General features: G+C 65.5%; 24 protein-coding genes and 1 pseudogene. 5 read left to right on the top strand and 20 right to left on the bottom strand.

The annotated features are described in order from the left end of the window. Positions 1-70: 70 nt before the first annotated feature. Positions 71-643: a TetR/AcrR family transcriptional regulator gene (locus IP65_RS06595; RefSeq protein WP_022675436.1), complete on the top strand. Its 573-nt coding sequence runs from the start codon at positions 71-73 to the stop codon at positions 641-643. Here IP65_RS06595 and IP65_RS06590 read toward each other — a convergent pair. Continuing rightward, entirely contained in the window at positions 632-1,072 is a 441-nt protein-coding gene (locus tag IP65_RS06590) for a DUF2141 domain-containing protein (protein ID WP_022675437.1), read from the bottom strand. The genes IP65_RS06595 and IP65_RS06590 overlap by 12 nt on opposite strands. Before the next feature lie 188 nt (positions 1,073-1,260). Between IP65_RS06590 and IP65_RS06585 the strand changes: the two genes are divergently transcribed. Together IP65_RS06585 and IP65_RS06580 are read left to right on the top strand one after the other, a co-directional pair. Beyond that, the gene (locus IP65_RS06585; protein WP_022675438.1) at positions 1,261-2,448 is read left to right on the top strand and encodes a hypothetical protein; all 1,188 of its coding nucleotides are present in this window, start codon (positions 1,261-1,263) and stop codon (positions 2,446-2,448) included. Next, positions 2,445-3,758: a lipopolysaccharide biosynthesis protein gene (locus IP65_RS06580; protein ID WP_054131148.1), complete on the top strand. Its 1,314-nt coding sequence runs from the start codon at positions 2,445-2,447 to the stop codon at positions 3,756-3,758. Before IP65_RS06585 ends, IP65_RS06580 begins: the two co-directional genes overlap by 4 nt. Here the strand turns inward: IP65_RS06580 and IP65_RS06575 are convergent. The 4 genes from IP65_RS06575 to IP65_RS06560 form a co-directional block, all read right to left on the bottom strand. Then, complete coding sequence (locus IP65_RS06575; protein WP_054131268.1) at positions 3,755-4,516, bottom strand: NTP transferase domain-containing protein; 762 nt, start codon at positions 4,514-4,516, stop codon at positions 3,755-3,757. The genes IP65_RS06580 and IP65_RS06575 overlap by 4 nt on opposite strands. Next, positions 4,513-5,406: a hypothetical protein gene (locus IP65_RS06570; RefSeq protein WP_054131147.1), complete on the bottom strand. Its 894-nt coding sequence runs from the start codon at positions 5,404-5,406 to the stop codon at positions 4,513-4,515. Before IP65_RS06570 ends, IP65_RS06575 begins: the two co-directional genes overlap by 4 nt. Then, positions 5,403-6,404: a diacylglycerol kinase family protein gene (locus tag IP65_RS06565; protein ID WP_022678515.1), complete on the bottom strand. Its 1,002-nt coding sequence runs from the start codon at positions 6,402-6,404 to the stop codon at positions 5,403-5,405. Before IP65_RS06565 ends, IP65_RS06570 begins: the two co-directional genes overlap by 4 nt. A gap of 185 nt (positions 6,405-6,589) precedes the next feature. Continuing rightward, positions 6,590-7,147: an SOS response-associated peptidase family protein gene (locus IP65_RS06560; protein WP_022678514.1), complete on the bottom strand. Its 558-nt coding sequence runs from the start codon at positions 7,145-7,147 to the stop codon at positions 6,590-6,592. A 264-nt stretch (positions 7,148-7,411) separates the two neighbouring features. Here IP65_RS06560 and IP65_RS06555 point away from each other — a divergent pair, with 264 nt between their 5' ends. After that, positions 7,412-7,867 carry a GreA/GreB family elongation factor gene (locus tag IP65_RS06555; RefSeq protein WP_022678513.1) on the top strand — a complete coding sequence of 152 codons (456 nt, stop codon included), beginning with the start codon at positions 7,412-7,414 and terminating at the stop codon, positions 7,865-7,867. Between the two features lie 45 nt (positions 7,868-7,912). Here IP65_RS06555 and IP65_RS06550 read toward each other — a convergent pair whose 3' ends face one another. From IP65_RS06550 to IP65_RS06540, 3 genes and pseudogenes are all read right to left on the bottom strand, one after another. Beyond that, on the bottom strand, positions 7,913-8,191 hold the full coding sequence (locus IP65_RS06550) for a hypothetical protein (protein WP_022678512.1): 279 nt from the start codon (positions 8,189-8,191) through the stop codon (positions 7,913-7,915). 38 nt (positions 8,192-8,229) lie between these two features. Next, positions 8,230-8,523 (bottom strand): annotated as a pseudogene (locus IP65_RS06545) (HU family DNA-binding protein); the annotation flags it as partial. A 368-nt stretch (positions 8,524-8,891) separates the two neighbouring features. Next, a complete protein-coding gene (locus IP65_RS06540) occupies positions 8,892-9,062 on the bottom strand; it encodes a hypothetical protein (RefSeq protein ID WP_156306442.1) in 171 nt (56 codons plus the stop codon). A 171-nt stretch (positions 9,063-9,233) separates the two neighbouring features. Between IP65_RS06540 and IP65_RS06535 the strand changes: the two genes are divergently transcribed. Then, complete coding sequence (locus IP65_RS06535; protein ID WP_022678509.1) at positions 9,234-9,995, top strand: GntR family transcriptional regulator; 762 nt, start codon at positions 9,234-9,236, stop codon at positions 9,993-9,995. Between the two features lie 7 nt (positions 9,996-10,002). On the opposite strand, the gene IP65_RS06530 is transcribed toward IP65_RS06535, so the two are convergent. From IP65_RS06530 to IP65_RS06475, 12 genes are all read right to left on the bottom strand, one after another. Continuing rightward, positions 10,003-11,145, bottom strand: coding sequence for a GGDEF domain-containing protein (locus IP65_RS06530; RefSeq protein WP_022678508.1), 1,143 nt, complete (start codon positions 11,143-11,145; stop codon positions 10,003-10,005). An 88-nt stretch (positions 11,146-11,233) separates the two neighbouring features. Then, positions 11,234-11,683 carry a BLUF domain-containing protein gene (locus IP65_RS06525; RefSeq protein ID WP_022678507.1) on the bottom strand — a complete coding sequence of 150 codons (450 nt, stop codon included), beginning with the start codon at positions 11,681-11,683 and terminating at the stop codon, positions 11,234-11,236. Next, positions 11,673-12,353 carry a response regulator transcription factor gene (locus IP65_RS06520; protein ID WP_022678506.1) on the bottom strand — a complete coding sequence of 227 codons (681 nt, stop codon included), beginning with the start codon at positions 12,351-12,353 and terminating at the stop codon, positions 11,673-11,675. The genes IP65_RS06525 and IP65_RS06520 overlap by 11 nt, the downstream gene beginning before the upstream one ends. Positions 12,354-12,831: 478 nt before the next feature. Next, on the bottom strand, positions 12,832-13,464 hold the full coding sequence (locus IP65_RS06515; protein WP_022678505.1) for a TetR/AcrR family transcriptional regulator: 633 nt from the start codon (positions 13,462-13,464) through the stop codon (positions 12,832-12,834). 77 nt (positions 13,465-13,541) lie between these two features. After that, positions 13,542-15,335 (bottom strand): hypothetical protein, encoded by a 1,794-nt coding sequence (locus tag IP65_RS06510; RefSeq protein ID WP_054131146.1) that lies wholly within the window; start codon positions 15,333-15,335, stop codon positions 13,542-13,544. Positions 15,336-15,346: 11 nt separating this feature from the next. Next, positions 15,347-16,456: a chemotaxis response regulator protein-glutamate methylesterase gene (locus IP65_RS06505; RefSeq protein ID WP_054131145.1), complete on the bottom strand. Its 1,110-nt coding sequence runs from the start codon at positions 16,454-16,456 to the stop codon at positions 15,347-15,349. Positions 16,457-16,460: 4 nt separating this feature from the next. Beyond that, complete coding sequence (locus tag IP65_RS06500) at positions 16,461-17,330, bottom strand: protein-glutamate O-methyltransferase CheR (protein WP_022678503.1); 870 nt, start codon at positions 17,328-17,330, stop codon at positions 16,461-16,463. Positions 17,331-17,334: 4 nt separating this feature from the next. Further along, positions 17,335-17,835, bottom strand: a complete 501-nt coding sequence (locus tag IP65_RS06495) for a chemotaxis protein CheW (protein WP_022678502.1) — start codon at positions 17,833-17,835, stop codon at positions 17,335-17,337. Beyond that, on the bottom strand, positions 17,832-19,670 hold the full coding sequence (locus IP65_RS06490; protein ID WP_054131144.1) for a methyl-accepting chemotaxis protein: 1,839 nt from the start codon (positions 19,668-19,670) through the stop codon (positions 17,832-17,834). The genes IP65_RS06495 and IP65_RS06490 overlap by 4 nt, the downstream gene beginning before the upstream one ends. A 51-nt stretch (positions 19,671-19,721) precedes the next feature. Further along, positions 19,722-20,270 (bottom strand): chemotaxis protein CheW, encoded by a 549-nt coding sequence (locus tag IP65_RS06485; RefSeq protein WP_051146504.1) that lies wholly within the window; start codon positions 20,268-20,270, stop codon positions 19,722-19,724. After that, positions 20,267-22,204 (bottom strand): methyl-accepting chemotaxis protein, encoded by a 1,938-nt coding sequence (locus tag IP65_RS06480; protein ID WP_028658448.1) that lies wholly within the window; start codon positions 22,202-22,204, stop codon positions 20,267-20,269. The genes IP65_RS06485 and IP65_RS06480 overlap by 4 nt, the downstream gene beginning before the upstream one ends. A gap of 107 nt (positions 22,205-22,311) precedes the next feature. Further along, entirely contained in the window at positions 22,312-22,815 is a 504-nt protein-coding gene (locus tag IP65_RS06475; protein WP_022678498.1) for a chemotaxis protein CheW, read from the bottom strand. Positions 22,816-22,818: the final 3 nt, after the last annotated feature.

Here is a 22,818-nt window from a genome sequence, read left to right as displayed (position 1 = left end):
TAATCCTCGGTTCTTGGCGACGTGAACCGCGCCAGACGTGGACCACGAGGGGATAACGAGTTTGGCCCGATTGAAGCGCAGCGAAAGCCAGGCGCGTACGCGCGAACGGCTGCTGCAGGCGGCAACCGATCTGTTTCGGCGCGATGGCTATGCGATCACCTCGCTCGAACGCATTGCCGATGCGGCCGGCTTCACCAAGGGCGCGGTCTATTCCAATTTCGACAGCAAGGAAGCGATCTATCTCGAAGTGTTGAGCGCCGAAGCGCTTCGCAGCCTTGGCGATTTGCTGGCCGACCTTGACGGCGCCACCGATGCCGCCGGGGTGGTGGACGTGGTGGCCGCCTGGGCGCAGGAGCGTTCGCGCCATGGCGGATGGTCCCTGTCGGTGCTGGAACTGGCCCGCACCTCGCCGCCCGGATCGCCCTGCCTTGAGCGGCTTGAGGAAATCGTGCGACGGGGCTGGCGCGAACTTGGCGGCTATCTGCGGCAACGCTTCCCCGATGGTCCGGCGCAGCCGGAAACCCTCGGCGCGCTCTTGTTCGAGATCGCCTATGCCCCGGCACTCACGTTTCTGGCCAGCCCCGATGCAGCCGACCTGGTGCGCCTGGTCTTGCCCGCACAACTGGCGCCGTCACCGGCCTGATGGCCCGATAATCAGCCCTTTGCGATACTGCATGATAACCGGCACGCTGATCGGCCGGTTGGTGATAGCCACGGCCGTGGCGGCAAACGCGGGCTTCAACTTGAACACCGAGAGATGCGGATTGCGGGTAAAACCTCCACCATCGTTCCAATCGGATTTGCCGTTGGCGTTGGCATCGTGGCGCACCGCCACGGCATAGTCGCCCGGTTGGCTGATCGGAAAGCAAAAGCGGATCGGACCACCACCATGGCGGCGCTGCTCGATCCGCATTGCCCATTGCCCCTTGTCGAGAAAGCGCGCGCCACCCGGCCCGTAAAGCTGGGCGCGCACCGTCCCCTTGTCGTTGATAAAGCCGCTGACCTCCACGGTAAGTGAGGGTTGTCCCGGAAGGCATTCCCGGTCGGGTGTGCGGCTTTGCGCTGCTGGCATGGCCGGTGGCGTGGCGGGTATCTGCGCAAGTGCGCTCAGCGGCAAAAACGCGAGGAACACTGTGGCGCCCGCCCATACCCATGGCGTTGTTGGCACGTTCGCTTCTCCTGTCTGATGGGGGCGGTGGGCATGCTCTTGCCCGGCGGGAAAGAGTTGCAATTCGCCCGGAATTGGGTGACCGCCAGCCCATGGCGGACGACATTCTGTTTCTGTTCAACCACGATGCCCCGCACCAGGTGGCGCATATTGCCGGCATCGCGCGCGCGATGGTGAAGACGGGTGCCGATGGCCGTACCGTCACCTGCGCGGTAGCCACGCCGGCCATCCGCGCGCGCGTGGAAAGCATCCTCGGCCCGGCAGCGGGGCAGGTGGCGTGGTATGACATGGCGTTGCCGGGGTGGCTGGAAGCCGCGCTGGCACTGCCCAACAAGGTGGCGCCGGTACGGCGGCTGATGCGGCTGCGCCATCATGCCGGGCGGATCAACGCGGCGCGTGTGGTGGTCAGTGCAGAACGCACGTGCCTCTCCATCCGCGAAGGGCGGGGCAAGGCGCTGTTTGCCTATGTGCCCCACGGTGCGGGCGATCGCATGGTGTCCTATCATCCGGAAAAGGGCGGGTTCGACCTGATCCTGGTGAGTGGTCACAAGACCGCGCGCGAGATGGTGGCGCGCGGCGTCGCCCCGGCCGAGCGACTGCGTGTGATTGGCTACCCCAAGTTTGACACGATCGATCTTGCCCAGTCCAAGCGCCTGTTCCCCAACGGCAATCCCGTATTGGTCTATAACCCGCACTTCGATCCGCTGCTGTCGAGCTGGTATGATCATGGCCCGGCGCTGCTGGACTGGTTCGCCAGCCCGGCGGGGCAAGCGTACAATCTGATTTTTGCCCCACATATCATGCTGTTTGCCAAGAAACTTCATGTATCGCTGGAATACCGCACCGCGCGCCTGCGCCCGGATATCGCCCCGCATTGGCAGAGCGCAGCCAATATCCTGATCGATACCGGCAGCGCCGCGCTGGTCGACATGACCTATACGCTGGCCGCGCACGCCTACATCGGCGACGTATCGAGCCAGGTTTATGAATTCCTGGTCCGACCCCGGCCGCTGCTGTTCCTCGATGCGTTCTCGCACGATCCACGATCGCGCGAGGGGGCCTATCCGGCCTGGCAGGCTGGCGACGTGGCGCGCGATGCGGCGGGCCTGGCAGCGCTGATCCCTGGCGCATGGCAGCGCCATGATGCCTTTCGCGCCACACAAGAGGCGATCTTTGCCGACACGGTCTCGCATCAGGCAGGCCATCCGGCCGTGCAACGCGCGGCGCAGGCCTTGCGCGACCTGGCCGCCGGGCGCGGCGCGATCGGACCCCAGGCGTGACGGCGCGATCGCGGCTGCGCGCGGTGCTGGCCAATCTGGGCTGGCTCCTGGCCAGCAACGCGCTGATGGCCGTGCTCTCGCTCGTCTATATCGGCATGGCGACGCGCACGCTGGGGCTGGCTGATTTCGGCCGCTTTGCCCTGATCACGGGCACCGCCCAGACGCTGGCCATGCTGGTCAGCTTCGAAACGTGGAAAGTGGTCGTGCAATATGGCCTCGATCACGAGGCGGCCGGCGACAACGCCGCCACCTGGCGCCTGGAACAGGCCGCCGCGCTGATCGAAGTCTGCAGCGCCGGCCTGGGCATCGCCTTGGTGATTGTACTGTTTTCCCTCTGGCCGGCGCCGTTCGGCATGGATGCGGCTGTGGTGCCCTATGCCATCGGTTATGCTGTGGTGCAGCTGATCACCTTGCGCTCCACCCCCACGGGCATTCTGCGCATGCGTGATCGGTTCCGCCTGGCGGCCCTTGCCGATAGCGTGCAACCAATCGGCCGCCTGGTCGGGGCGACGCTGGCACAATGGCTTTGGCCGGAATTGGCCGGCTTCCTGCTGGCCTGGGCCATCGCCGAGCTGTTGACCTTGGCCGCAACCTGGGCCTTGGCGGCGCAAACCGGTGACGTGCGCGGATTGCTGCGGGTGCGCCATGGCTGGCGCCAGGCGCGCGCGGAAAATCCGGGGATCGGTCGCGTGCTGATCAGCACCAACGGACAATCGACCCTGGGCCTTGCCGCCCGGCAGGCGCCGCTGCTGTTGGTCGGCGGCTTTGTCGGAGCCGAGGCGGCAGGGGCCTTTCGCCTTGCGGCGCAACTGGCCAATGCCCTGTCCAAGATTTCCATCCTGCTCACGCGGGCCGCCTTTCCCGAAATCGTCCGGTCGATCCGTACCGCGTCGCGCGCGCACTTTCGCGCCGGGGTGCTGCGCGTCGGCCTGGCTGGCTTGCTGGCGGCCGGCGCCGTGATGGCGCTGGTGGCGCTGGCGGGCCGCAATCTGTTGATGGCCGTGGGCGGGCACGCGTTCGGTGCAGGATATGTCTATCTCTTGTGGCTGGCCGGGGCCGGCGCGATCGAACTGGCCGCCGCCGCGTTCGAGCCGATCCTGCTCTCGGTGCATCGCGCGCTGTCGGCCACTGTGGCGCGGGCTGCGGCCGTGGCGCTGCAACTTGGCTTGATGCTGGTGCTGCTGCCCCAAATCGGAGCCCTGGGCGCCAGCATCAGCGTGTTCGCCGGATCGGTGGCGGCAAGCGTGTTGTTGGGCGCGGTCTTGTGGCATTATGCCATGCATCACGGGTTGGACGAAGCAGCCGCCTAGGTGGGGCCAAGTCGGCCGGCGATCCGCCGCGCCAGCACCAGATCGGCCGGCTTGTCGACATCGACAGCCGCCAGCCCGTGGGGACTGGCGACCGCTTCCACCCTCAGGCCAGCCCGCCCGCCCAAAGTGGCCATCGCCTCGGTGAGCGACAGCCGCCCCAGCGCATAGCGCAGCAGAAGCCGGGGGCCGAGGTGCCAGACGATCCGCCAAGGCCGCTTGCGGTCGCGCTCCACCGCCTGCCATAGCGCAAACGCGGCCGCGGCGCGGGGCGTGGCAAAGTGAAACAGGTTGCAGCCCGACCATTGCCCATCGGCAAAGCGAAGCCAGGTGCGCTGCGTTTCGGGGACGGCTGCCTCCACCACGTCGCGCCGCGCCAAAAGCACCGAGACATCGGCATCGCGCGATACCGCCGCGCGAAAATCGGCAACCCATGCTGGTTGCAACAGCGCATGATCGGCCGTGGTCAACAGCATCGGCGCACCCAGCGAGGCAAAGCCGCGCGCGGCGCTTTCACTGGGGCCGTGGGCTGCCGGCACCAGTTCGCAGCCCAGTTCCTGCGCCAGGGCCGCGATGGCGGGATCAGACGCAGCGACAGCCACGCGCCCGGCTCCGGCGGCGCGCACCGCCGCGATCACGCGCGCGAGCATTGGCACACCGGCCACCGGAACCAGCGCCTTGGCCGGCAGACCCTCGCTGGCGGCAACGGGGTCGTCCGGCCCGCGCGCGCCCGCCAGGATCAGGGCGGAAAATGTGGTCATGCGCGCCGCGCCTGCCATAGCCGCAACAACACGCCCGGTGCGGCCAGGATCGGGTGGCGTTCGCGCCATGGTGTCAGCGCCAGACGCAGGCCGGAATGCCGTTCGATCTTCCACAAGGCATAGCGGGCGGCACCTTCGAACGTGAAGGCAGCCTTGACCAGGCGCAGGGCGTTGAGCGGCTTGCCCAGCGCGCGGCGCAACCGCCAGGCGCGCTGCCAGCGGCGGCGCTGTCCTTGCGGTACTTCCGGTTGCCAGGCCGCGCCGCTGCCAGACAGCAGGATGCCCTGGCTGGCCCAGGCAAGCGGCAGCATCGTGGCAAAATGGGCTGGATCGGCCGAGAGGATGGCGTCGCTGCGGGCGGGCGGTTCCACCCGCAGTTCGGCGCGATAGGTCTGGCGGAACAGCGCCCGCCACCACGCCTGCGCCGGGCCTTGGCCTGGGCCAAGCGCCAGGGCAAAGCGGGCGGCCGTGGCAATAGCATCGGCCACCGCCTGGGTGACCGCAGCAGCCATGGCAAGGTCGTTGGCCACGAGCAGCCGGGCAGGCTGGCAGAACCGCGCCCATACCGTGGTATCGATGCTTTCGCCGCGCGCCGCCCGGCGAAATTGCGCCAGGGACATGACCGCGACCTTGGCCCGCACGGTGACGGCGCCAAGACCGATTTCATGATAGCCAACGTCGGGCCAGATCAACGCCGCCAAGCCGCGCGCCGGGCGGCGGTGGAGGACATAGAAATCAACCAGCCCCTCCAGATCGTCACGCCGCAGGTTCGATCCATAAAACAGCACGGCATCGCCACCGAGCCGGGCGCAGACCTGGCGGGCCGCCGCCACGATCTCTGGCTTTACCGGTTGTGCGAGGCTGGCTGCCACCGCCTGGTTCAGGCTCATGCCGGAACCACGAATTGGATCGGCCGGCCCCGGCTGATGATCAGATTGCCGCCGGGAAACTGCTCGCCATCAAGGATGAAGCCCCGGTCGAGCGAGAGATAGACCTTGTCCGCATCGCGGCGGATATAGCCATCTGCTTCCAATGCCGGCGATTCCCGTCCCTTGATCACCGCCAGGAAATTGCGGTGCAGGGCACGGGGCGGGGCCTTGACGGTAAGGAACTTTAGCCCGTCGCGGATGCGACCGAACGGGCGCAGGCCCACCGGCATCTGCCGCAAGGTCGAGGCCAGCATGAGATAGACGCGTTCGGCAAAGATCTCCACGCCATCGCGCGACACCCGCGCCATGTCGCCACGGCGCCAGCTGTTGCGCGGCCCGCCGAACAGGCTCTTCAGCAAGGCCATCAGCACGGTCATTGCCACCGCGATGGCGTTGAACATGCCCTTGCGGTGAACGCGCTGCGCCAGCAACGTTGCGCGGCTGAACACGCCCAGGCCAAAGATAAAGCCGAGCTGGTCGGGCAGGGCATTGTTGTTCCAGTGAATATGCACCGGCGCGCGGTCGGCGACGCGGTTTTCCATGTGCGCTCGGATCGCGTCGCCCAGGCTCCAGTGCGCGGGCAAGGCCAGATCGAACGCCAGCGCGTTGGTCTTGCCCGAGGGGATCACCGCCACGCGCGGCAATGCCCCGCGATACACCATGTGCGCCACGCTCAAGACATCACGTACGGTGCCGTCGCCGCCATCGATTACAATGAGTTCGACGCCTTCGTTGGCAAACTGGGTGATGATGCTGACCAGTTCGTTGCGCGATGAGGGTTCGCGCTTGAACACGACGGCCTCGGGCAGTTCGGTCGGGCGTGAGCCGCCGTTGTTGCGGTGGCTGCGCGGATTGCTCACCACGCCTACGCGGGGCACCGGGCGGCTGACTTCGGTGGGGGTAAAATCCTTGGCGCGGATGATCGCCACCCCGCCGTGTTGATTGAATTCCTGTCTCATTTCCGCTCGATAGAATGCGCACCGCGCCAGTGGCGCAGCGCTTTGACATGACGGTCCGTAAAAACTCCAATGGTGTCGCCAACGCGCAAAGCCAAGATCAGTTTCCAAAAAAAACTGTTATTCGGTGCAAAATAGGCGGGCGCGTAAGGCAGGCTTGGGTACGGTTCGTAAAAAGCAGCCGCCGCTCAATCGCCCAGTGGCATGATCCGATCGGGGTGAAGCGCCTGGACCAGCGTGTCCACCTCCTTCCAGCCTTGCGCCAGCCAGCGCGCCTGTTGCGGCGCCGTCAGCAGCAGGGGGACGGAGGCGGGGGGATTGGCTGGGCCCGATAGCGCGTCGACACCAACGGTCAGGATGGCAAAGCTGGGCACTTCGGAATCGCGCCAGATGCCGGCAAAGGCCATGATCGGCGCATCGGGCGATCGCCACCACCGCCGTGCGCCGCCTGCGCGAAAATGCGTGGCCGGCACCAGGCAGCGCATCTCGGGATGGCGCAAAGTGCCTATCCAGAACGGGCTTTCCACATTGCGCACCGTCGTCACCACATGCTGCCCGCGGGGCGGTGGTGGCACGCCCCATTGGCGCGGCACCAGGCGCCGCCGGCCATCGCGGCCGCGCACCACCACCGGAGCATAGCCGCCCGGGTTCACCGCGCCACCGGTCCAGACATCGCCGTTGGCATCGGCCGCCAGCGCCTGGGCAATGGCATGGGCCGGGGCATCGAGAACATAGGCGAGTGACATGGCTGGCAATCCTTGTGAAACAGCATGGCCATGCCGCCAAGCATTTCACGCAGAGAAATGGCTTGCTGGCCCCTCTGGCCTTTTCGGTGCGCGCAGGGCATTGTGACGCTCGCAACTCTATTTCACCCTGCTGCCGGCGGGCAAGGCTTGCGCTTTTGCCCGCCGGCTTTTTATGGTCTGCGCTCGTGGGGCGGTGGCTGCTCTTGCTCTGTCGCGCAAAGCGGGCAAGAGGGGGGACCCACCCCTGCTGACCAAGGACCAGGCATGAGCGTTGCGTTCCGCCGCGAAAGTGATGACGAGCATCTCGAACCCAAGTTCGAGCGGCCGATCCCGGCTGGGCCCAATCTGGTAACGGCGCGTGGCCTGGCGCAATTGAGCGCCAGAGTGGCAGAGGTGGAGGCATTGATCGCCACGCTGCAGGATGAGGAGGCGCTCAAGGCCGCGCGCCGCGATCTGCGCTATTGGAGTACGCGCCTGGCCACCGCCCAGGTAATGCCTGCGCCGGCCGGTGACGTGGTGGAGTTCGGTTCCACGGTCACGCTGGTGCACAACGGTCGGGAGCGGACGGTCACGCTCGTCGGCGACGACGAGGCCGACCCAGCGGCAGGCCTGCTGGCGTTTTCCGCGCCGCTGGCGCGCGCGATCATGGGCGCCGAAGCGGGCGAATATGTGGATTTTGGTGGCAAGGCCGAAGCGGTGGAGATCGTCACGATCACGTGAAGCTGATCGGCGTCGCTGGGAAAGCCTGCGCGGCGCGATGGGCGCTCAAGCGGGGTCGGTGGGGGCCTGCGCCTGGAGCTGGTCCAGCATATCCATGAAGTTGCGCGCAGCGTCCCGCTCGGCAGGATCGGGAAAGGCCACGTCGAGATCGGGCGCATTGCCCAGGATGTGCATCAACGCCCACATCGCAAAGCGCCGGCCGGGATCATGCTCCAGGCCAAAATCCACGGAAAGGCGTTCCATGCCCGCGGCCAGTGCCGCTGGCGCTACCGATGCAGGATCGGCAGCGCCGAAGTAGCGGCGCATCTGGTCGTCGAAATCCACGAAACGCCTTTCCGAGGGGAAAAAGCCAGCAGCGGCGATTAGCCGTTCAGCTTGTCCTTGAGAGCCTTGGCCGGCGCGAAGCTGAGCTTGCGCGAAGCCGCGATCTGGATCGGTTCGCCGGTCGAGGGATTGCGGCCTTCGCGGGCCGGCACGTCCTTGACCTTGAACTTGCCGAACGCGTTCAGCGAGATTTCCTCACCCTTGGCAGCGGCTTCGGCGATGGCGGCGAAAACGGCGTCGACCGTCTTGCGGACCTCGGCCTTGGCAATGCCCTGGCTGGCGGCAACGGCATCGACAAGTTCAGTAGTGTTCATGGTAGCGTTTCTCCAAAATGCTGCGTGGGGCCTAACGCCTGATTTGCGCGCTGTAAATCGGCGGAGAGACGAAGAACCATGGGTTTGCGTTCATTCGCCGGCGCGTTTTCCACCGCTACGGCACGTTGGCACCGTCATTGTCTGGGGCCATAGCCAGATCATGACGCGTTGCAGCACGCAGGAGGCCGGTTTTCCGGCAGCAATCCATGCGCTGACGTTAACGATCTTTCGGCGTCTGCATGTCCGGGCGCTTGCGTAAGGTTGCACAGGCCTGGCGATAGCCAGCGATATTGCCGAATATCCCGACGCGACAACGGAAATTGCCGTAAACAGGGTTGGCTTGCGCCTACGTCGGCTGCGCTGCAGGCCCCATCGTCAGGCTCCGCTCAATCAGCGGATTGGGGCACGCGATAACAACTGTAACGGTTCTGCGCATCGCCTTCATGACGGCGCGATTGCGCATATGCGGTATGAGGCAAGCGCAGGCTCAGCGACACATCCGGGGTCAGCCACGCAAACACATGAATTTTCCATATCGGACCGAAAAATGCGGCCATCACGCTGGTCCAACGGCAGAATCGCGCCACGGCATGCATTCGAACAACGTCCCGATTCTTGCCCAGCGCCTTGATTGGGTGTGAGTTCAATCCATAACCATTGCCATACAGATAAAATCCCTGTTGTTCTCGGTTCCCGGGCGGCGTAGTGCTTGGGCGTAAAGGAGAGCCATGGCCTTCGTTGATCAGATTGGTGCGCTTCGGGAAAACGAAGCCGGCCCACGCTACATGCGGCTGCAAAAGCTTATTCGTCACGCGGTAGACAGCCGTCGCCTTGCCGCCGGCGCCGCTCTGCCCAGCGAGCGCGACCTTTGCGAGGAATACGGGCTGTCGCGCGTCACGATCCGCAAGGCGATCGATGGCCTGGTGGAAGAAGGCTTGCTGGAAAGGCGCCAGGGCGCGGGCACCTTTGTCTCGGAAAACCTTCAGAAAGCCAGCAGCGGCCGCGTGGAAAAGAGCTTTTCGGCGCTGTCATCGTTTTCGGAAGACATGATGGCGCGCGGGCGCAAGCCCGGCAACAAGTGGATCGATCGTTCCGAAGGCCTCGTTACGCCCGAGGAATCGCTATCGCTGGGCCTGTCGCCGGGCTCGAAAGTCTATCGCTTCCAGCGCATCCGTTACGCCGATGGCGTGACCATGGCGCTTGAAGGCGCCACCGTGCCGGGTTGGGGCCTGCCTTCGGTCGCGACGGTCGAGAACTCGCTCTACACGGCCTTGCAACAGGCTGGGCACAGGCCGGTGCGGGCGCTGCAGCGCGTGCGCGCGATCGGCTTTCCGGCGGAGATGGCCGATCTACTGGGCATCGCTGCCGGCGATCCGTGCCTGTTCATCGAACGCCGGGCGTTTCTGCCCGATGGTCGGGTGATCGAAATCACCCACAGCTATTATCGTGGCGATGCCTATGACCTGGTCGCCGAATTGAGCGAGATCTGACGCAGCCTCAGGCGACGCGGCGGCGATTGGCGCCGCGCTCGCGCTTGGCCTGGTACAGGCGCGCGTCCGCCTCCTGCAGCAGCGCATCGAGCTGATCGGCGCGATTGTCGCTCACCACGCTGCCCACACAGGTGGAGATCAGGATGACATGGTCATCCACCTCGAACGGCTCGGCGATCGTGGTGCGCAGGCGCTGCGCGAGAAGACCGGCCTCTTCGCTGCGTGACAGGCCAAATTGCACGACGGCAAATTCATCGCCGCCCAGGCGCGCAACGATATCGCCATTGCGGATCGCGCCGCGCAGGCGATTGGCCACTTGTTCCAGCAGGCGATCGCCAGTGCCGTGGCCATAGGCATCGTTGACTGGCTTGAAGCCATCGAGATCGAGATAATGTACGGCGACGAGGCCGTGGGGAGACATGACGGCAGCATTGGCCTCGAAATGCTCGCGCAGGGCGAGGCGATTGGGCAGGGCGGTCAGGTTGTCGCGCCGGGCCAGCGAGAGCGAGACCAGCCGATGGCCGATCTCAGCCTTGACCATGTCATGGCGCATGCGCAGCGACTGTCGGCCGCCGATCACGAAAGCCGTGGCGATAAACGCCAGCCCGATCGTCAAAGGGCGGGCCTCGGCCAGCGCGAGCAGCAGGGTTGGTGTCATCGCCAGGGCCATGAACAGCGAGGCAAGACGCGGCCGGGCGCCAACGCCGGTCGCCACGCCTGCACAAAACCCGACAAGCACGCAGATCGTCAGGGCCCGCGCATCGCCACGATCCAGGTGGATCACCCGCGCCCCGATCAGGCCGAGCAACCCGGCAAAGCTGCCATAGGGGATAGCGAACAGCAGTTCCAGCCGGCGCGCGGCGGGCCGGTCGAGCAGGGCGGTCAGGGCGCGGTGACGCAAGCGCACCGCCAGGATGATCCGCGTGGTCCAGGCACAAGCCGCCAGGCAACCCAGTACCATGATCACGCGATCCCCTGTGTCGTGGATCATCAGGGCGAGATAGGCGGCAAAGATCACCGCCATGTAGATCGCTTGCAATGGCGTGGCATAGAGCCCGCGCACGAGTTCGGCATAGATGCGGTCGGCCAGTGCTGGCCCGCCGGCAGCGGCATCCGCGCCGGCACCGGCCGGAAACGTCGTTCGGGGCACCGGCGCTCTCTCCACATGGCACCGCCTGCGGCGCAGGCGGGCTCAATGATTACGTGCAGATTGCGATTGCGGGGTTAACAAATGTTGATCACGTCGCACGATGCTGGCCGCAGCCGGGGTTCGCGCCGGGCAGGGGCCTGGCAAACGCCTGCAACAGGCTTAGTAGCGCGGGTGCACCATCGGCCATGGCCGTGCGAACCTGGCCGGCCAGATAGACTGATGCCCCGGCATAGGCGAGTGCCCAGCCATCGAAACGGCGATAGGGCAGCGTGCCTTCGGCCAGCGTCATGATGTGGGTGTGGCGCACATCATCACAGATCGTGCTTCGCATCTGCGCCAGTGCGGTGGCGGGGCCTTCCAGTGCCTGGATGAAATGCTGCCCGGTAAACAGCAGGGCGCCGCTGAGGCCGCATTCGGCATTGCGCAGCGCCGCGTGGGCAACCAGGGCCTCTACGGTAGGACCGGCCCAGGCGGGCGCAACGGCGCAATTGCTGGCATAGAGCCAATGCTGCACGGTGGCCCCACCCTCAGGCTGCATCAAGCCCTTGATCCAGAACGCCGGTGAACACGGCGAAACGGATCAGGGCAGCCAGATTGTCCATTTGCAGCTTTTGCATGATGTTGCCCCGGTGCATTTCCACTGTGCGTACCCCGATCCTTAGCCGTTCGGCAATGGCGCGGTTGGTCAGCCCGGCAACCACGCCCCGCAGCACTTCCTGCTCGCGCGGGGTCAGTTGTGTGGTCAAGGCCGTAGCCTGGCCCACGCGCTGCTGCTGGGCGACGCGAGCGGGCAGGATCGAAAAGCCGTGTTCGAGGACCGGGCGCAAGGCATCGGCCTGAACCGGCATTTCCAGGAAATCCACGGCGCCGGCGCGCAGGGCCTGGACCACCTGCGGGATCGTAGGGGAAACGGCCATGACGATCACGGCCATCTCTGGCCGTTGCGAAAGGACCGCGCGCACCATCGGGCCAGGGCCTTCCTCTTCGCCGGCGATGGGCGTGGCTTGGGCAGGGGGCTCAGGCGTGCGCCAGGCCAGCAGGACGCAGCCGGCGGGAAGATAGCCCAGCGCGTCTGCCAGATCGGCAGACGCGGCAAAAGGATGACAGTCCAGCCCTTGCTGACGTATCAATTGTGCCAGATCCCGACGATGCAGGGCATCGCTATCCACGATGTGAACGGTGCGTTGCGCCACGTTGATCTCGCCCATCCCGGTTCGGCAGACCGAACCTGTTCAGTTATAACCGAAATCAGCCTTAGATTGCAGGCTCGGCAACCAATACCGTAGCGATACGGGGTACGGTGATCTACGCCGAGTAATTGCAACAAACTGACATGAGTTAGGAGAAAACGACAGCTGCAATCGGTGTTGCTGTGCAAATTAGCTTGCAGGGAACCGGTTTCGTCAACGCGCAATAGCGGGCACGCACGCGCATCGACGAAACCGGGGCCAGGCCCGGCCGGGCTGCTTTACGAAAAAGCCTATTGCCCGGCCGCCCTTTGCCGACGCGCGGGGGACGCGTCGAATAAAGAAAGCCCGCGAGGGACCATGGGGATGGGGGGATGCCGGCCAATGGGGGGAGAAGCCGGCTGGCCCCGCGACTTTCAATACCAATTGGTATAGAAACCCGCAGATGCCGCGTCAACAAGTTTATATACCGCTCGGTATCGCAAACGGCGGGCGTTGCTCAACGCCCCGGCCAGAGTGCCAAGGCGGTTTCGACGATCGTATGAAGGCGCGCAAAATCAGCACCTGAACCGGCTTGGACGCTCATTCCGCTCAACAGGCACAGGCAATAGGCGCATAGCGCCTGCGCGGTGTATCCGGGAAAATCGCCCTCCGCCTCGGCCCGCTCGAACCGTGCAAGCAGCGCCTGCTCATAGGCAGCGCGGCGGGTAATCACTTCTTGGCGCATCGATTCGTCATAGGTGGAGGAAGCGACTGCGTGCATCACGCCAAAGCACGCCCGTCCGCCCTCGCTGGTGGTCAACATTGCCAGGGCATCGCGTAGCATGGCCGCCGCCACACCGCGCGCGGTTGGCGCCAAAAGCGCTTGGGTCATGAACGCCAGCTTGTCCCGCTCGTAAAGGTCCAAGGCCTTGCGAAACAAGGATTCCTTGTTGCCAAAGCAGGCATAGAGGCTGGGCCGGGTAATCCCCATCGCCTCCGTCAGGTCAGACAACGAAGCGCCGTCATAGCCGCGTGTCCAGAACACGTGCAGAGCGGCGAGCAAGGCTGCATCGGGATCGAACTGCCGCGGTCTGCCACGGGAGGGACCACCGGGTGTGGCAAGCATTGGCGGGATCGCGACTTGGTTCATATGCCGCAGACTATAGGCAGGCAGGCGCGCAGGTCCAGCACGGGTGCTGCCTGCGTCGCATTCGCCGCCGCCGCAGATCAGAACAGTGCGTCGTCGAACAAGGCGTCGTCGTCATCGTCTTGGGCGTCACCGGGACCAAAGCCGGACGTGGGCTGGCTGTTGGCGAGCGGCACCATCCCGTGCAGGAGAAAGCGATCGTGCACCACGCGTTCACTCGCCATGGTATAGATCTGTCCCAGCGCGTTCATCAGCGCGGCGATCGCAGCATGGGCGGCGGGATCATCGCTGTTGCCACTGCCGGCAAGGTCGGCGGTGCGCACCGCGATCGCCTCGATCGTCTTGGCCAGGTCGAGGCTCACTTCCAGTTCGTCCCGCGTCTTGCGCAGCATGGTGGCGATGGTGTCGCTCTGCTGGCTGGCCACGGCGATGGCCTGTTCCGTGCGCTGCGCGCCTTGGCGGATCATCGCCAGCGAGAGCGCGAGTTCGTCGCCAGTGCCGACCTCGCCGGAACGGTCTGTGCCGCGCATCGCGGCCGAGCATCCGTCGAGATCGCTGGCGGCGGCGTTGATATGCGTGACCGCACCGTCCAGCGTTTCGGCGTGGCTGCGAATTTCGTTGGCGATGACGGTCATGGGCCGGCCGATCGCTTCAACCCGCCGGCAGGACAGGCCGATATTGATCGCCATCAGTTGCACGTCGACCCGCAAGTGACGGATTGCGGCGGCACGGGCTATGAGGTCAGCCACGGTGGCGATGATCAGGCCCAGCGTCTGTTCGGCCTGGGCATCTGCCTCTTGCAGTTGCGCGATCATGGCGGTGGCTTCGGCAATCCCGCTTTCCAGCTCGCGCAGGAACGCCGCTTCGCCGGCATGCTGCTGCGCGGGATCGTGATCGGCCGGCGCGGCGGGGGCCTGCAACGCCAGCAGGCGGTTGGCCTCAGGCTCAAGATCGTGCAGCGATCCCACAAGCACCAGCGTTTCGCGGCGGAAATCGATGGCGGTTTCTTCAAGCTGGGCGTGCAGCAGGGCCAGCACATGGTGGCAGGCCGCCTCTTCGGCGGGGGAGCCGGGCGGGCGCCCGCCCAGGTGCGCGTCGAGCATCTCGCATCCGGCCAACACATGTTCCAACCGCTGGCGGGCAATATCGCCGATCTGGATGGCGCCCAGCACGGTCGCGACCTTGGCCTGGATCGTCGCGGCGATCTCTCCGGTTGTGCGCGCCATCGCGGCCAGGCCATCCTGGTGACTGGCCAGCGCGCCGGCATCGCGGATCAGGCGGTCTGGCACCTGTGGCACCACGCGCGCGCATTCGTTGACCAGCCGCGAATCCGATCGCAGCATGCTGGCAAGGCCGGCTTCCAGCTCGGCCAGACGCCCGTCGAAGCCGGCGGCGTCGGCTTTGCCCATGTCCAGTTTCTGCGCCATGAGATCGGCGAAATCGACAAAGTCGCGCGCGCCACCCGCAGCAATCTTGACGTTCATGCCATAGATCTTGAGCGCATCGAGCGTGCGTTGCAGATCATGGATTTGTGCCGTGAGGCGGGCCGATACGGCGCGGATGTGGCCCACCTGGTCGGCCCGACGGGCGGCCTGATCGGCCACGCTGTAAAGCCGCTTGGCCGCGCGGGTGAGGTTTCCCACCGCGCCCGAACCATCGCCATCGCCCAGGGCGGCGCTGATCTGGCCGAGGGTGCCAACCACAGCCGAAATAGCCTCTACCGTCCGCTCCAGCGTGGTGCCGATGCGGGTGAAATGATCGTCGAGACCATGCAGGATATCCGCCAGGCGCAGGCGCAATGGCGCGGTGAGCGCGGCATCGGCCGGCGGCGGCGGGGTATCTGCCATGGGCGGCATCAGCGGTTCGGGTTGCATCGCGGCTCTCCTTATCGCGCCGTAGCCTGCAACAGTTCCTGGGCGATCGCGCCAAGCGGCACGATGCGATCGGCGGCGCCGCGCGCGATCGCTTCCTTGGGCATGCCGAACACGATGGAGGTGGCTTCGTCCTGGGCGACAGTGCGCGCGCCGGCCTCCTTCATTTCCAGCAGCCCCCGCGCGCCATCGTCACCCATGCCGGTCATGATGATCCCCACTGCGTTCGATCCGGCGCAGCGCGCGGCGGAGCGGAACAGCACATCGACCGAGGGACGATGCCGGCTGACCAGTGGCCCGTCGCGCACCGAGACAAGGTAGCGCGCGCCCTGGCGTTCGAGCAGCGTATGCTTGCCGCCAGGCGCGATCAGCACGTGGCCGCGCATCACGGTGTCGCCGTCTTCGGCCTCCTTCACCGATACCTCGCACAGGCCATCGAGCCGGCGGGCAAAGGCGCGGGTGAAATGTTCGGGCATGTGCTGGACGATGACGATGCCGGGCGAATTGGCGGGCAGCGCTTCCAGCACTTCGCGCAAGGCTTCGGTGCCGCCGGTGGAGGCGCCGATGCACACCACCATTTCGGTGGTGCGGCTCATCGCCTTGCTGCCCGCGGCGCGTGCCGGGGGAGGCGGCAACACGGCATCGGCGGTCAGCTTGGGCTGGGGATGGAGCGAGGGCGGCGCGCTGGCTGCGGCAGAGCGGCGGCCGCCACGCACCTTGGCCCGCGCGGCTGCCTTGACCGTGTCGCGGATCATCAGCCGGCTTTCGGAAAGGTGATCGGCCACGCCCACGCGCGGTTTCAGGATCACGTCGACTGCGCCCGCATGCATGGCTTCGAGCAGCGTATCCGAGCCTTCCTCGGTCAGCGACGAGCACATCACCACCGGCACGGGGCATTGCTGCATCAGCTTGCGCAGGAACGTGATGCCATCCATGCGCGGCATTTCCACGTCGAGCGTGATCACGTCGGGCACCTGTTCCTGGATGTGGCGGGCGGCGGCAAAGGGATCGGCTGCCGTCGCCACCACTTCCAGTTCGGGATCTTCTTCCAGGATGGCTTTCATGGTCTGGCGCACGCTGGCGCTGTCGTCGATGACCAGGACGCGGATCTTGGGGGCCGGCATCGGTCTATCTCCTCTGGAATATGGTGTTGCCGACAGAATCGAGCGGCAGATCGAAGCCGGCGATCGATTCCGAATGGCCCACGAACAGGTATCCGCCCGGCGCCAGGCATTCGACCAGGCGCGACACCACCTTTTTCTGGGTCGGCTTGTCGAAATAGATCAGCACGTTGCGGCAAAAGATCAGGTCAACCTGATGGCCGATGGCATAGGTCGGCTCCATCAGGTTGAGCTGGGCAAAGCCCACCTTGGCGCGCAGCCCAGGGTGGATGCGTGCCTCGTTCGCTCTGGCCCCCTGGCCCATCCCGACATAGCGTTGGCGCAGCAGGGCCGGCACCGGCTCCATCATCTCGCGCGGATAGATGCCCTTCTGGGCGGTGGCGAGCACGTTGGTATCAAGATCAGTGGCGAGGATCGCGTAATCGGGCCCGCCGTTGGCTTGCGCAAAATCGTCCATGACCATGGCCAGGGTGTAAGGTTCGGCTCCGGTGGAGCAGGCCGCACTCCAGGCGCGCACCAGTTGGCGGCGCTTGGCCGCAAAACCGGGCAGGATGTTCTGCGCCAGGCGTTCGAAATGGCGCGGTTCGCGAAAGAAATCGGTCTTGTTGGTGGTGACGGCATTGATCAGATGCACCACCTCGTCGCTGCCGGCGCCTTCACCCAAGACGAAGCGGCAATATTCTTCCAGCTTTTCGAAGTGGAGCGTACGGGCGCGGCGGCGCAGCCGGCCTTCCACCATGGTCTGCTTGGCGGCCGGCATGCGGATGCCGCACTGATCATAGATGAAGGCGGACAAATGCTTGAACGTGCGCGGCGTGATGCCGTCGCCCACGATCGCGGCGTTTTGCGGGATTTGGGCAGGGGCAGGTGTGGCCACAGGTTCAAACCTCCGCCGGCAGCAGCACGGTGTCTTCGCTGCCAAAGATGCGCGCTACATCCAGGATCACCACGAACCCTTCGGCCTCGCGCACCACGCCATCGACAAATTCACCGCGCCAGGCCGTGCCGATATCGGGCGCCGGCTCGATACGCGCGCCAGACAGGGTGCTCACCGCCAGGACACGGTCGATCACCACGCCCAGCGGCAGGGTGCGATCTGGCAGCGGCACGTCGAGAATGATGATGCGCGTGGCCAGTGTCGGCTCGACCGCCGGCAGGCCCAGGCGGCGGCGAAAGTCTACCGTGGGCACGCCCTGGCCGCGCACGTCGGTCAGGCCCAGGAAATGCGCCGGTCCGCCGGGCACGTGGCTGGGCACCTGGTAGTCCAGGATTTCGCGCACGAGCACGACCGGCACGGCGAACACTTCCCGCCCCAGGCCGAACGTCACGACCTGAAGATCATCGCGGGTGGGCGCATTGGCCAAGGGGCGGGGGGCGGTCATGCGGCGGCCTGACCGAAATCGGCGTCATCGTCGTCCGCTGCGCCGGCTGACATGTCGATGGCAAAACCCTTGAGGCGAGCCTGCTGATCGCCGATCGAGCCAGGACGTGCGGCCTTGCGGGCGGGCTTGCCCGCCTTTGTCGCCGATTTGGCAGCCTTGGCCGGCTTGGCCGCGACCGGCTTGGGTCGGGCGGCAGGGGCAGTGCCCTGGCCCCCGGCGCGGGCATGGGCATCGACGCGGAAGTACGAGATGCTGGCTTGCAGCTCTTCGGCCTGGGCGGCGAGCTCTTCCGAGGTAGCGGAAATCTCTTCCGAGGCTCCGGCGTTCTGCTGGGTCACCTGGTCAAGCTGCTGGATCGCCTCGTTGATCTGCGCGGCGCCGATATCCTGTTCGCGGCAGGCGGCGCTGATCTCACTGATCAGCTCGGCGGTGCGGCGGATATCGGGCACCAGGCGCGTGAGCATTTCACCCGCCTCCGTCGCGGCCTTGACCGTGTCGGACGAGACGGCACCGATTTCCGAAGCCGCCGTCTGGCTGCGTTCAGCCAGCTTGCGCACTTCGCTGGCCACCACGGCAAAGCCCTTGCCATGCTCGCCGGCCCGTGCGGCCTCGACCGCGGCATTCAACGCCAAGAGGTCGGTTTGCCGGGCGATTTCCTGGACGATGCCGATCTTTTCCGCGATCGTGCGCATGGCATCGACCGCGCGGTTGACGACCACGCCCGATTGTTCGGCGTCCTTGGACGATTGGCGCGCGATCTTTTCGGTCTGGGCGGCGTTGTCGGCGTTCTGCTTGATGTTGGCAGCCATCTCTTCCATCGAGGCAGAGGCCTGCTCGGCGGCGGCGGCCTGTTCGGTCGCCCCTTGCGAGACCTGCTCCGAGCTGGCGGCAAGCTGCTGGCTGCCGGCAGAGACGTTTTCCGACGCGGCGCTGGCATCGGACACCACATCGCGCAGACGGTCGACCATGGCGATCAGTGCCAGGCCCAACTTGTCGCGCTCGGACAGCGCGACATGGTTCACCGTCAGATCGCCATTGGCGATCGTGTCGGCAAGGTCAGCGGTCTTGCGCAGATTGGCGGTCATCTGGTTGACCAGCGCGATCAGGTCGGCAATCTCGTCGTCGCTGTCGGCCGTGATGCTGACGTCAAGATCGCCCACTGCCACGGCATCGACCACGCCGGTGATCTTGGCCAGCCCGCGCGACACCACGCGCCCGATCCAATAGGCGCCCAGCAAGGCGATGATCAATGCTACAGCGCCAGAAACCAGCAGTAGGGAGCGCGCTGTTGCGTAAAGCTCGTTAGTATCGTTATCGGCCTTTTTCATCTGCGTTTGCTGGATTTCCACCAGCTGTTCCAGCGTGCCTTCCATGGTGGTCGCGGCCGAACGGGAATCCGTGATCGAGATCCTGCCAGCCTCTTCGTTGCGGTTTTCCATCGCGGCGGCGCGCATGCGGCGGTTGGCTTCCTTGAGCACTTGCCACTGCTGCGCGAGCTTGGCCCAATAGGGCTTGCCTTCTTCGCTTGCCTGCTGGCTGCCCCTGACGAGGATGTCCTCGATCTTGGTCACGTTGGCATCGGATTCGGTGTTGAACTTGGCGGTCAGATCAAGATCGCTGGTCAGCGCCATGTTCTTTTCACGGCGCAACAGGCGGTTGACCTCGATCACCAGTTCCTGCGCGGTGTTGAGGCGCACGACCGGGCCGGCGATCACATCGGAAATAGCGGAATTGAGGGTGCTGAGGCGGCTGATCGAAAGCCCGATCACGCCGGCCATGACGATGATGAGGACGGCAAACGTGGCCGCCAGCTTCAATTTGATGGTGGGACGCATGGGGATTCCCCTTCGTGCGGTGGGGCAGAATTGATGGGCGAGTGGGGCGGATCAGGCAGCGGTGGACATGGCCAGCCTCCCGCCTGCAGCGTTTTCGACGGTAGCGGTGCCTGCGGCGTGCACCGGATCGTCGCCAGCAAAGATGCGCGGCAGGTCAAGGATCACGATGAACCCATCCGCCTCGCGCACCACGCCCTGGACGAAGCCCGCGTTCCACGCGGTGCCAATGTCGGGCGCCGCTTCGATACGATCGACCGGCACCGTCACCACTGCCAGCACACGATCGATCACCACGCCCAGCGCCAGGGTGCGATCGGGCAGCGGCACATCCAGAATGATGATGCGCGTGGTCAGCGTCGGTTCTACTGATGGCAGCCCCAGGCGGCGGCGAAAGTCTATTGTGGGCACGCCCTGGCCGCGCACGTCGGTAAGACCCAGGAAATGCGCCGGGCCGCCCGGCACATGGCTGGGCGCCTGATAATCCAAGATTTCGCGTACCAGCACCACCGGCACGGCGAAGACTTCCCGCCCCAGGCCGAACGTCACGACCTGAAGATCTTCGCGGGCGGGCGCTTCGGCCAAGGAACGGGGGGAGGTCATGCGGCGGCCTGGCCGAAATCGGCATCGTCGGCATCGGCCGTTCCAGCCGAGAGATCGATGGCAAAGCCCTTGAGCCGCGCCTGCTGATCACCGATCGAGCCGGGGCGCGCCGCCTTGCGGGCAGGCTTGGCTGCAGCCTTGCCAGATTTTGTGGCGATCGCCTTGGCCCGGCCTGCGGGCGCGGCGCTGCGCGATGCGGTGCGTGCATTGGGATCGACGCGGAAGTACGAGATGCTCGCCTGCAGCTCTTCGGCCTGGGCGGCGAGTTCTTCCGACGTGGCCGAAATCTCTTCCGAGGCACCGGCATTCTGCTGGGTCACCTGGTCAAGCTGCTGGATCGCTTCGTTGATCTGGGTGGCGCCGATATCCTGTTCGCGGCAGGCTGCGCTGATCTCGCTGATCAGTTCGGCCGTGCGGCGGATGTCGGGCACCAGCTTGCTCAGCATGTCGCCGGCCTCGGCCGCAGCCTTTACCGTGTCGGACGATACGGCGACGATTTCCGAGGCCGCGCTCTGGCTGCGTTCGGCCAGCTTGCGCACTTCGCTCGCTACCACGGCAAAGCCCTTGCCATGCTCGCCGGCGCGGGCCGCTTCGACGGCGGCATTGAGTGCGAGCAGATCGGTCTGCCGGGCGATTTCCTGAACGATGCCGATCTTTTCGGCGATCGTGCGCATGGCATCGACCGCGCGGTTGACCACCACGCCTGATTGCTCGGCATCCTTGGCCGATTGACGCGCGATCTTTTCGGTCTGGGCCGCGTTGTCGGCGTTCTGCTTGATGTTGGCGGCCATCTGCTCCATCGAAGCCGAAGCCTGTTCCGCCGCCGCAGCCTGTTCGGTCGCGCCCTGCGAGAGCTGTTCCGAACTGGCGGCGAGTTCCTGGCTGCCGGACGAGACGTTTTCCGATGCACCGGTCGCTTCGCTGACCACGTTGCGCAGGCGGTCAATCATTGCCACCAGGGCCAGGCCCAACTGGTCGCGGTCGGATAGGGCAGCGTGGTTTACCGTCAGATCACCATCGGCCAGGCTGTTGGCCACTGTGGCGGCCGCCCGCATGTTGGCAATCATCGCCATCAGTGCCTTGCCCAGCCGATCGCGGTCAGACAGCAGTTCCACGTCGTTGGACAGGTCACCCAGGGCGATATTGTCGGCAAACAGGGCGGTCTTGCGCAGATTGCCGATCATGGTGTTGAGCGAGCGGACGACATCGGCGATCTCGTCATCGCCCTTCATGTCGATCATGTTGTCGAGATCGCCCTCGGCTACGGTGCCCACTGCGGTGTTGATCTGGCGCAGGCCGCGCGCCACCATCCGGCCGATCCACACGGCACCGGCCACCGCCACGATCAGTGCGAGCAGCGTGGTGACGATCAGCGTGCTGCGCACCGAACCGTAGAGATTGGCGGTTTCCGTGCCGGCGGCCTTCATCTCCTTGCCCTGGTCATCGACGATCTGGTTGAGCGTCTTTTCCAGCTCCACTGCCGCACGGCGGCCATCGGTGATCGAGATCTGACCGGCGGCATCGTTCTGGTTGCGCATGGCCAGCGCACGCATGCGGGCATTCGCGTCCTTTAGCGTAGCCCATTGTTCATCGGCGCGGTTCCACATCGGCCGCGTTTGGTCGGTGGCGGTTTGGCGGCCCTGATCGAGCATTTCGCTGACCTTGCGCACCGTGTTGTCCGACTGCGTGTTCCACTCGCGCGTCAGATCCATGTCGCTGGTCAACGCCATGTTCTTTTCGAAACGGACCAGCTGGCTCATCGTCATGGCGGTTTGCTGGGCCAGTGACAGGCGGGCCGCCGGGCCGGAAATGAGGTCGGCGATGCTGGTGTTGAGCGAACCGAGCGCATTGATCGACAGGCCGGCGATGGCCATCATCAGGATGATGAGGGCGACAAAGGTAGCTCCCAGTTTCAACTTGATCGTGGCACGCATGGTCGGAAAATCCTTGTTTCTGGCGCGTCGCTGGCGGCCAGAACGGGGGGCCGCATCAGGCTTGGTCATCGGGTTGCGATCGTTGGCAAAGACATCGCCAGGGGCCATCAGGCCGCCAGGCTACCCCCGCCGAGCTGGCGTGGTGCCGCTTCGAAAATGGCGGAAAGGGCCGGCAGCACGATCACCCCATCGGCCTGGCGCACGAACTCGCGCACGAATTCGCGGCGCCAGCGCAGGCCAACCTGCGGCGGATCGGAACTGTCGCTGCGCGACAGCATCGCCACCTCATGAACCTTGTCGGTGCGCAGGCCGATGTGCGTCATCTCGCCATCGATCTGGGTTTCGATCACCACGATGCGGCTGTCGGGCGTTGGCGGGGTGATCGCCATGCCGAAAGCCACGCGCAGATCGGCAATCGGAATGATCTTGCCGCGATAGTTGACGATGCTGGCGACCAGCGGCGCGGCGCCGGGCACACGCGTTTCGGGCAAAAGGTCAACGATTTCGCGAATGTCGGTCGCCTCGATCGCCAGGCATTCGCTGCCAACGTCGAACGTCAGCACTTCCAGGTTGCCGTGTTCGTCCCAGCGGGTCTTTTGGGTGTCGGTCATGGT

It is taken from the genome of Novosphingobium sp. AAP1, from assembly GCF_001295765.1.
Taxonomy (GTDB): Bacteria; Pseudomonadota; Alphaproteobacteria; order Sphingomonadales; family Sphingomonadaceae; genus Novosphingobium; species Novosphingobium capsulatum.
This window is presented reverse-complemented; position numbering and strand designations above follow the sequence as displayed.

What these genes read in the sequence shown, in the direction of transcription:
- IP65_RS06590 (WP_022675437.1), bottom strand. Translation starts at nt 1,072, where the DNA reads ATGCCAGCAGCGCAAAGCCGCACACCCGACCGGGAATGCCTTCCGGGA.
- IP65_RS06585 (WP_022675438.1), top strand. Translation starts at nt 1,261, where the DNA reads ATGGCGGACGACATTCTGTTTCTGTTCAACCACGATGCCCCGCACCAG.
- IP65_RS06575 (WP_054131268.1), bottom strand. Translation starts at nt 4,516, where the DNA reads ATGACCACATTTTCCGCCCTGATCCTGGCGGGCGCGCGCGGGCCGGAC.
- IP65_RS06570 (WP_054131147.1), bottom strand. Translation starts at nt 5,406, where the DNA reads ATGAGCCTGAACCAGGCGGTGGCAGCCAGCCTCGCACAACCGGTAAAG.
- IP65_RS06565 (WP_022678515.1), bottom strand. Translation starts at nt 6,404, where the DNA reads ATGAGACAGGAATTCAATCAACACGGCGGGGTGGCGATCATCCGCGCC.
- IP65_RS06560 (WP_022678514.1), bottom strand. Translation starts at nt 7,147, where the DNA reads ATGTCACTCGCCTATGTTCTCGATGCCCCGGCCCATGCCATTGCCCAG.
- IP65_RS06555 (WP_022678513.1), top strand. Translation starts at nt 7,412, where the DNA reads ATGAGCGTTGCGTTCCGCCGCGAAAGTGATGACGAGCATCTCGAACCC.
- IP65_RS06540 (WP_156306442.1), bottom strand. Translation starts at nt 9,062, where the DNA reads ATGGCCGCATTTTTCGGTCCGATATGGAAAATTCATGTGTTTGCGTGG.
- IP65_RS06535 (WP_022678509.1), top strand. Translation starts at nt 9,234, where the DNA reads ATGGCCTTCGTTGATCAGATTGGTGCGCTTCGGGAAAACGAAGCCGGC.
- IP65_RS06525 (WP_022678507.1), bottom strand. Translation starts at nt 11,683, where the DNA reads ATGCAGCCTGAGGGTGGGGCCACCGTGCAGCATTGGCTCTATGCCAGC.
- IP65_RS06520 (WP_022678506.1), bottom strand. Translation starts at nt 12,353, where the DNA reads ATGGGCGAGATCAACGTGGCGCAACGCACCGTTCACATCGTGGATAGC.
- IP65_RS06515 (WP_022678505.1), bottom strand. Translation starts at nt 13,464, where the DNA reads ATGAACCAAGTCGCGATCCCGCCAATGCTTGCCACACCCGGTGGTCCC.
- IP65_RS06510 (WP_054131146.1), bottom strand. Translation starts at nt 15,335, where the DNA reads ATGCAACCCGAACCGCTGATGCCGCCCATGGCAGATACCCCGCCGCCG.
- IP65_RS06505 (WP_054131145.1), bottom strand. Translation starts at nt 16,456, where the DNA reads ATGCCGGCCCCCAAGATCCGCGTCCTGGTCATCGACGACAGCGCCAGC.
- IP65_RS06495 (WP_022678502.1), bottom strand. Translation starts at nt 17,835, where the DNA reads ATGACCGCCCCCCGCCCCTTGGCCAATGCGCCCACCCGCGATGATCTT.
- IP65_RS06490 (WP_054131144.1), bottom strand. Translation starts at nt 19,670, where the DNA reads ATGCGTCCCACCATCAAATTGAAGCTGGCGGCCACGTTTGCCGTCCTC.
- IP65_RS06485 (WP_051146504.1), bottom strand. Translation starts at nt 20,270, where the DNA reads ATGACCTCCCCCCGTTCCTTGGCCGAAGCGCCCGCCCGCGAAGATCTT.
- IP65_RS06480 (WP_028658448.1), bottom strand. Translation starts at nt 22,204, where the DNA reads ATGCGTGCCACGATCAAGTTGAAACTGGGAGCTACCTTTGTCGCCCTC.
- IP65_RS06475 (WP_022678498.1), bottom strand. Translation starts at nt 22,815, where the DNA reads ATGACCGACACCCAAAAGACCCGCTGGGACGAACACGGCAACCTGGAA.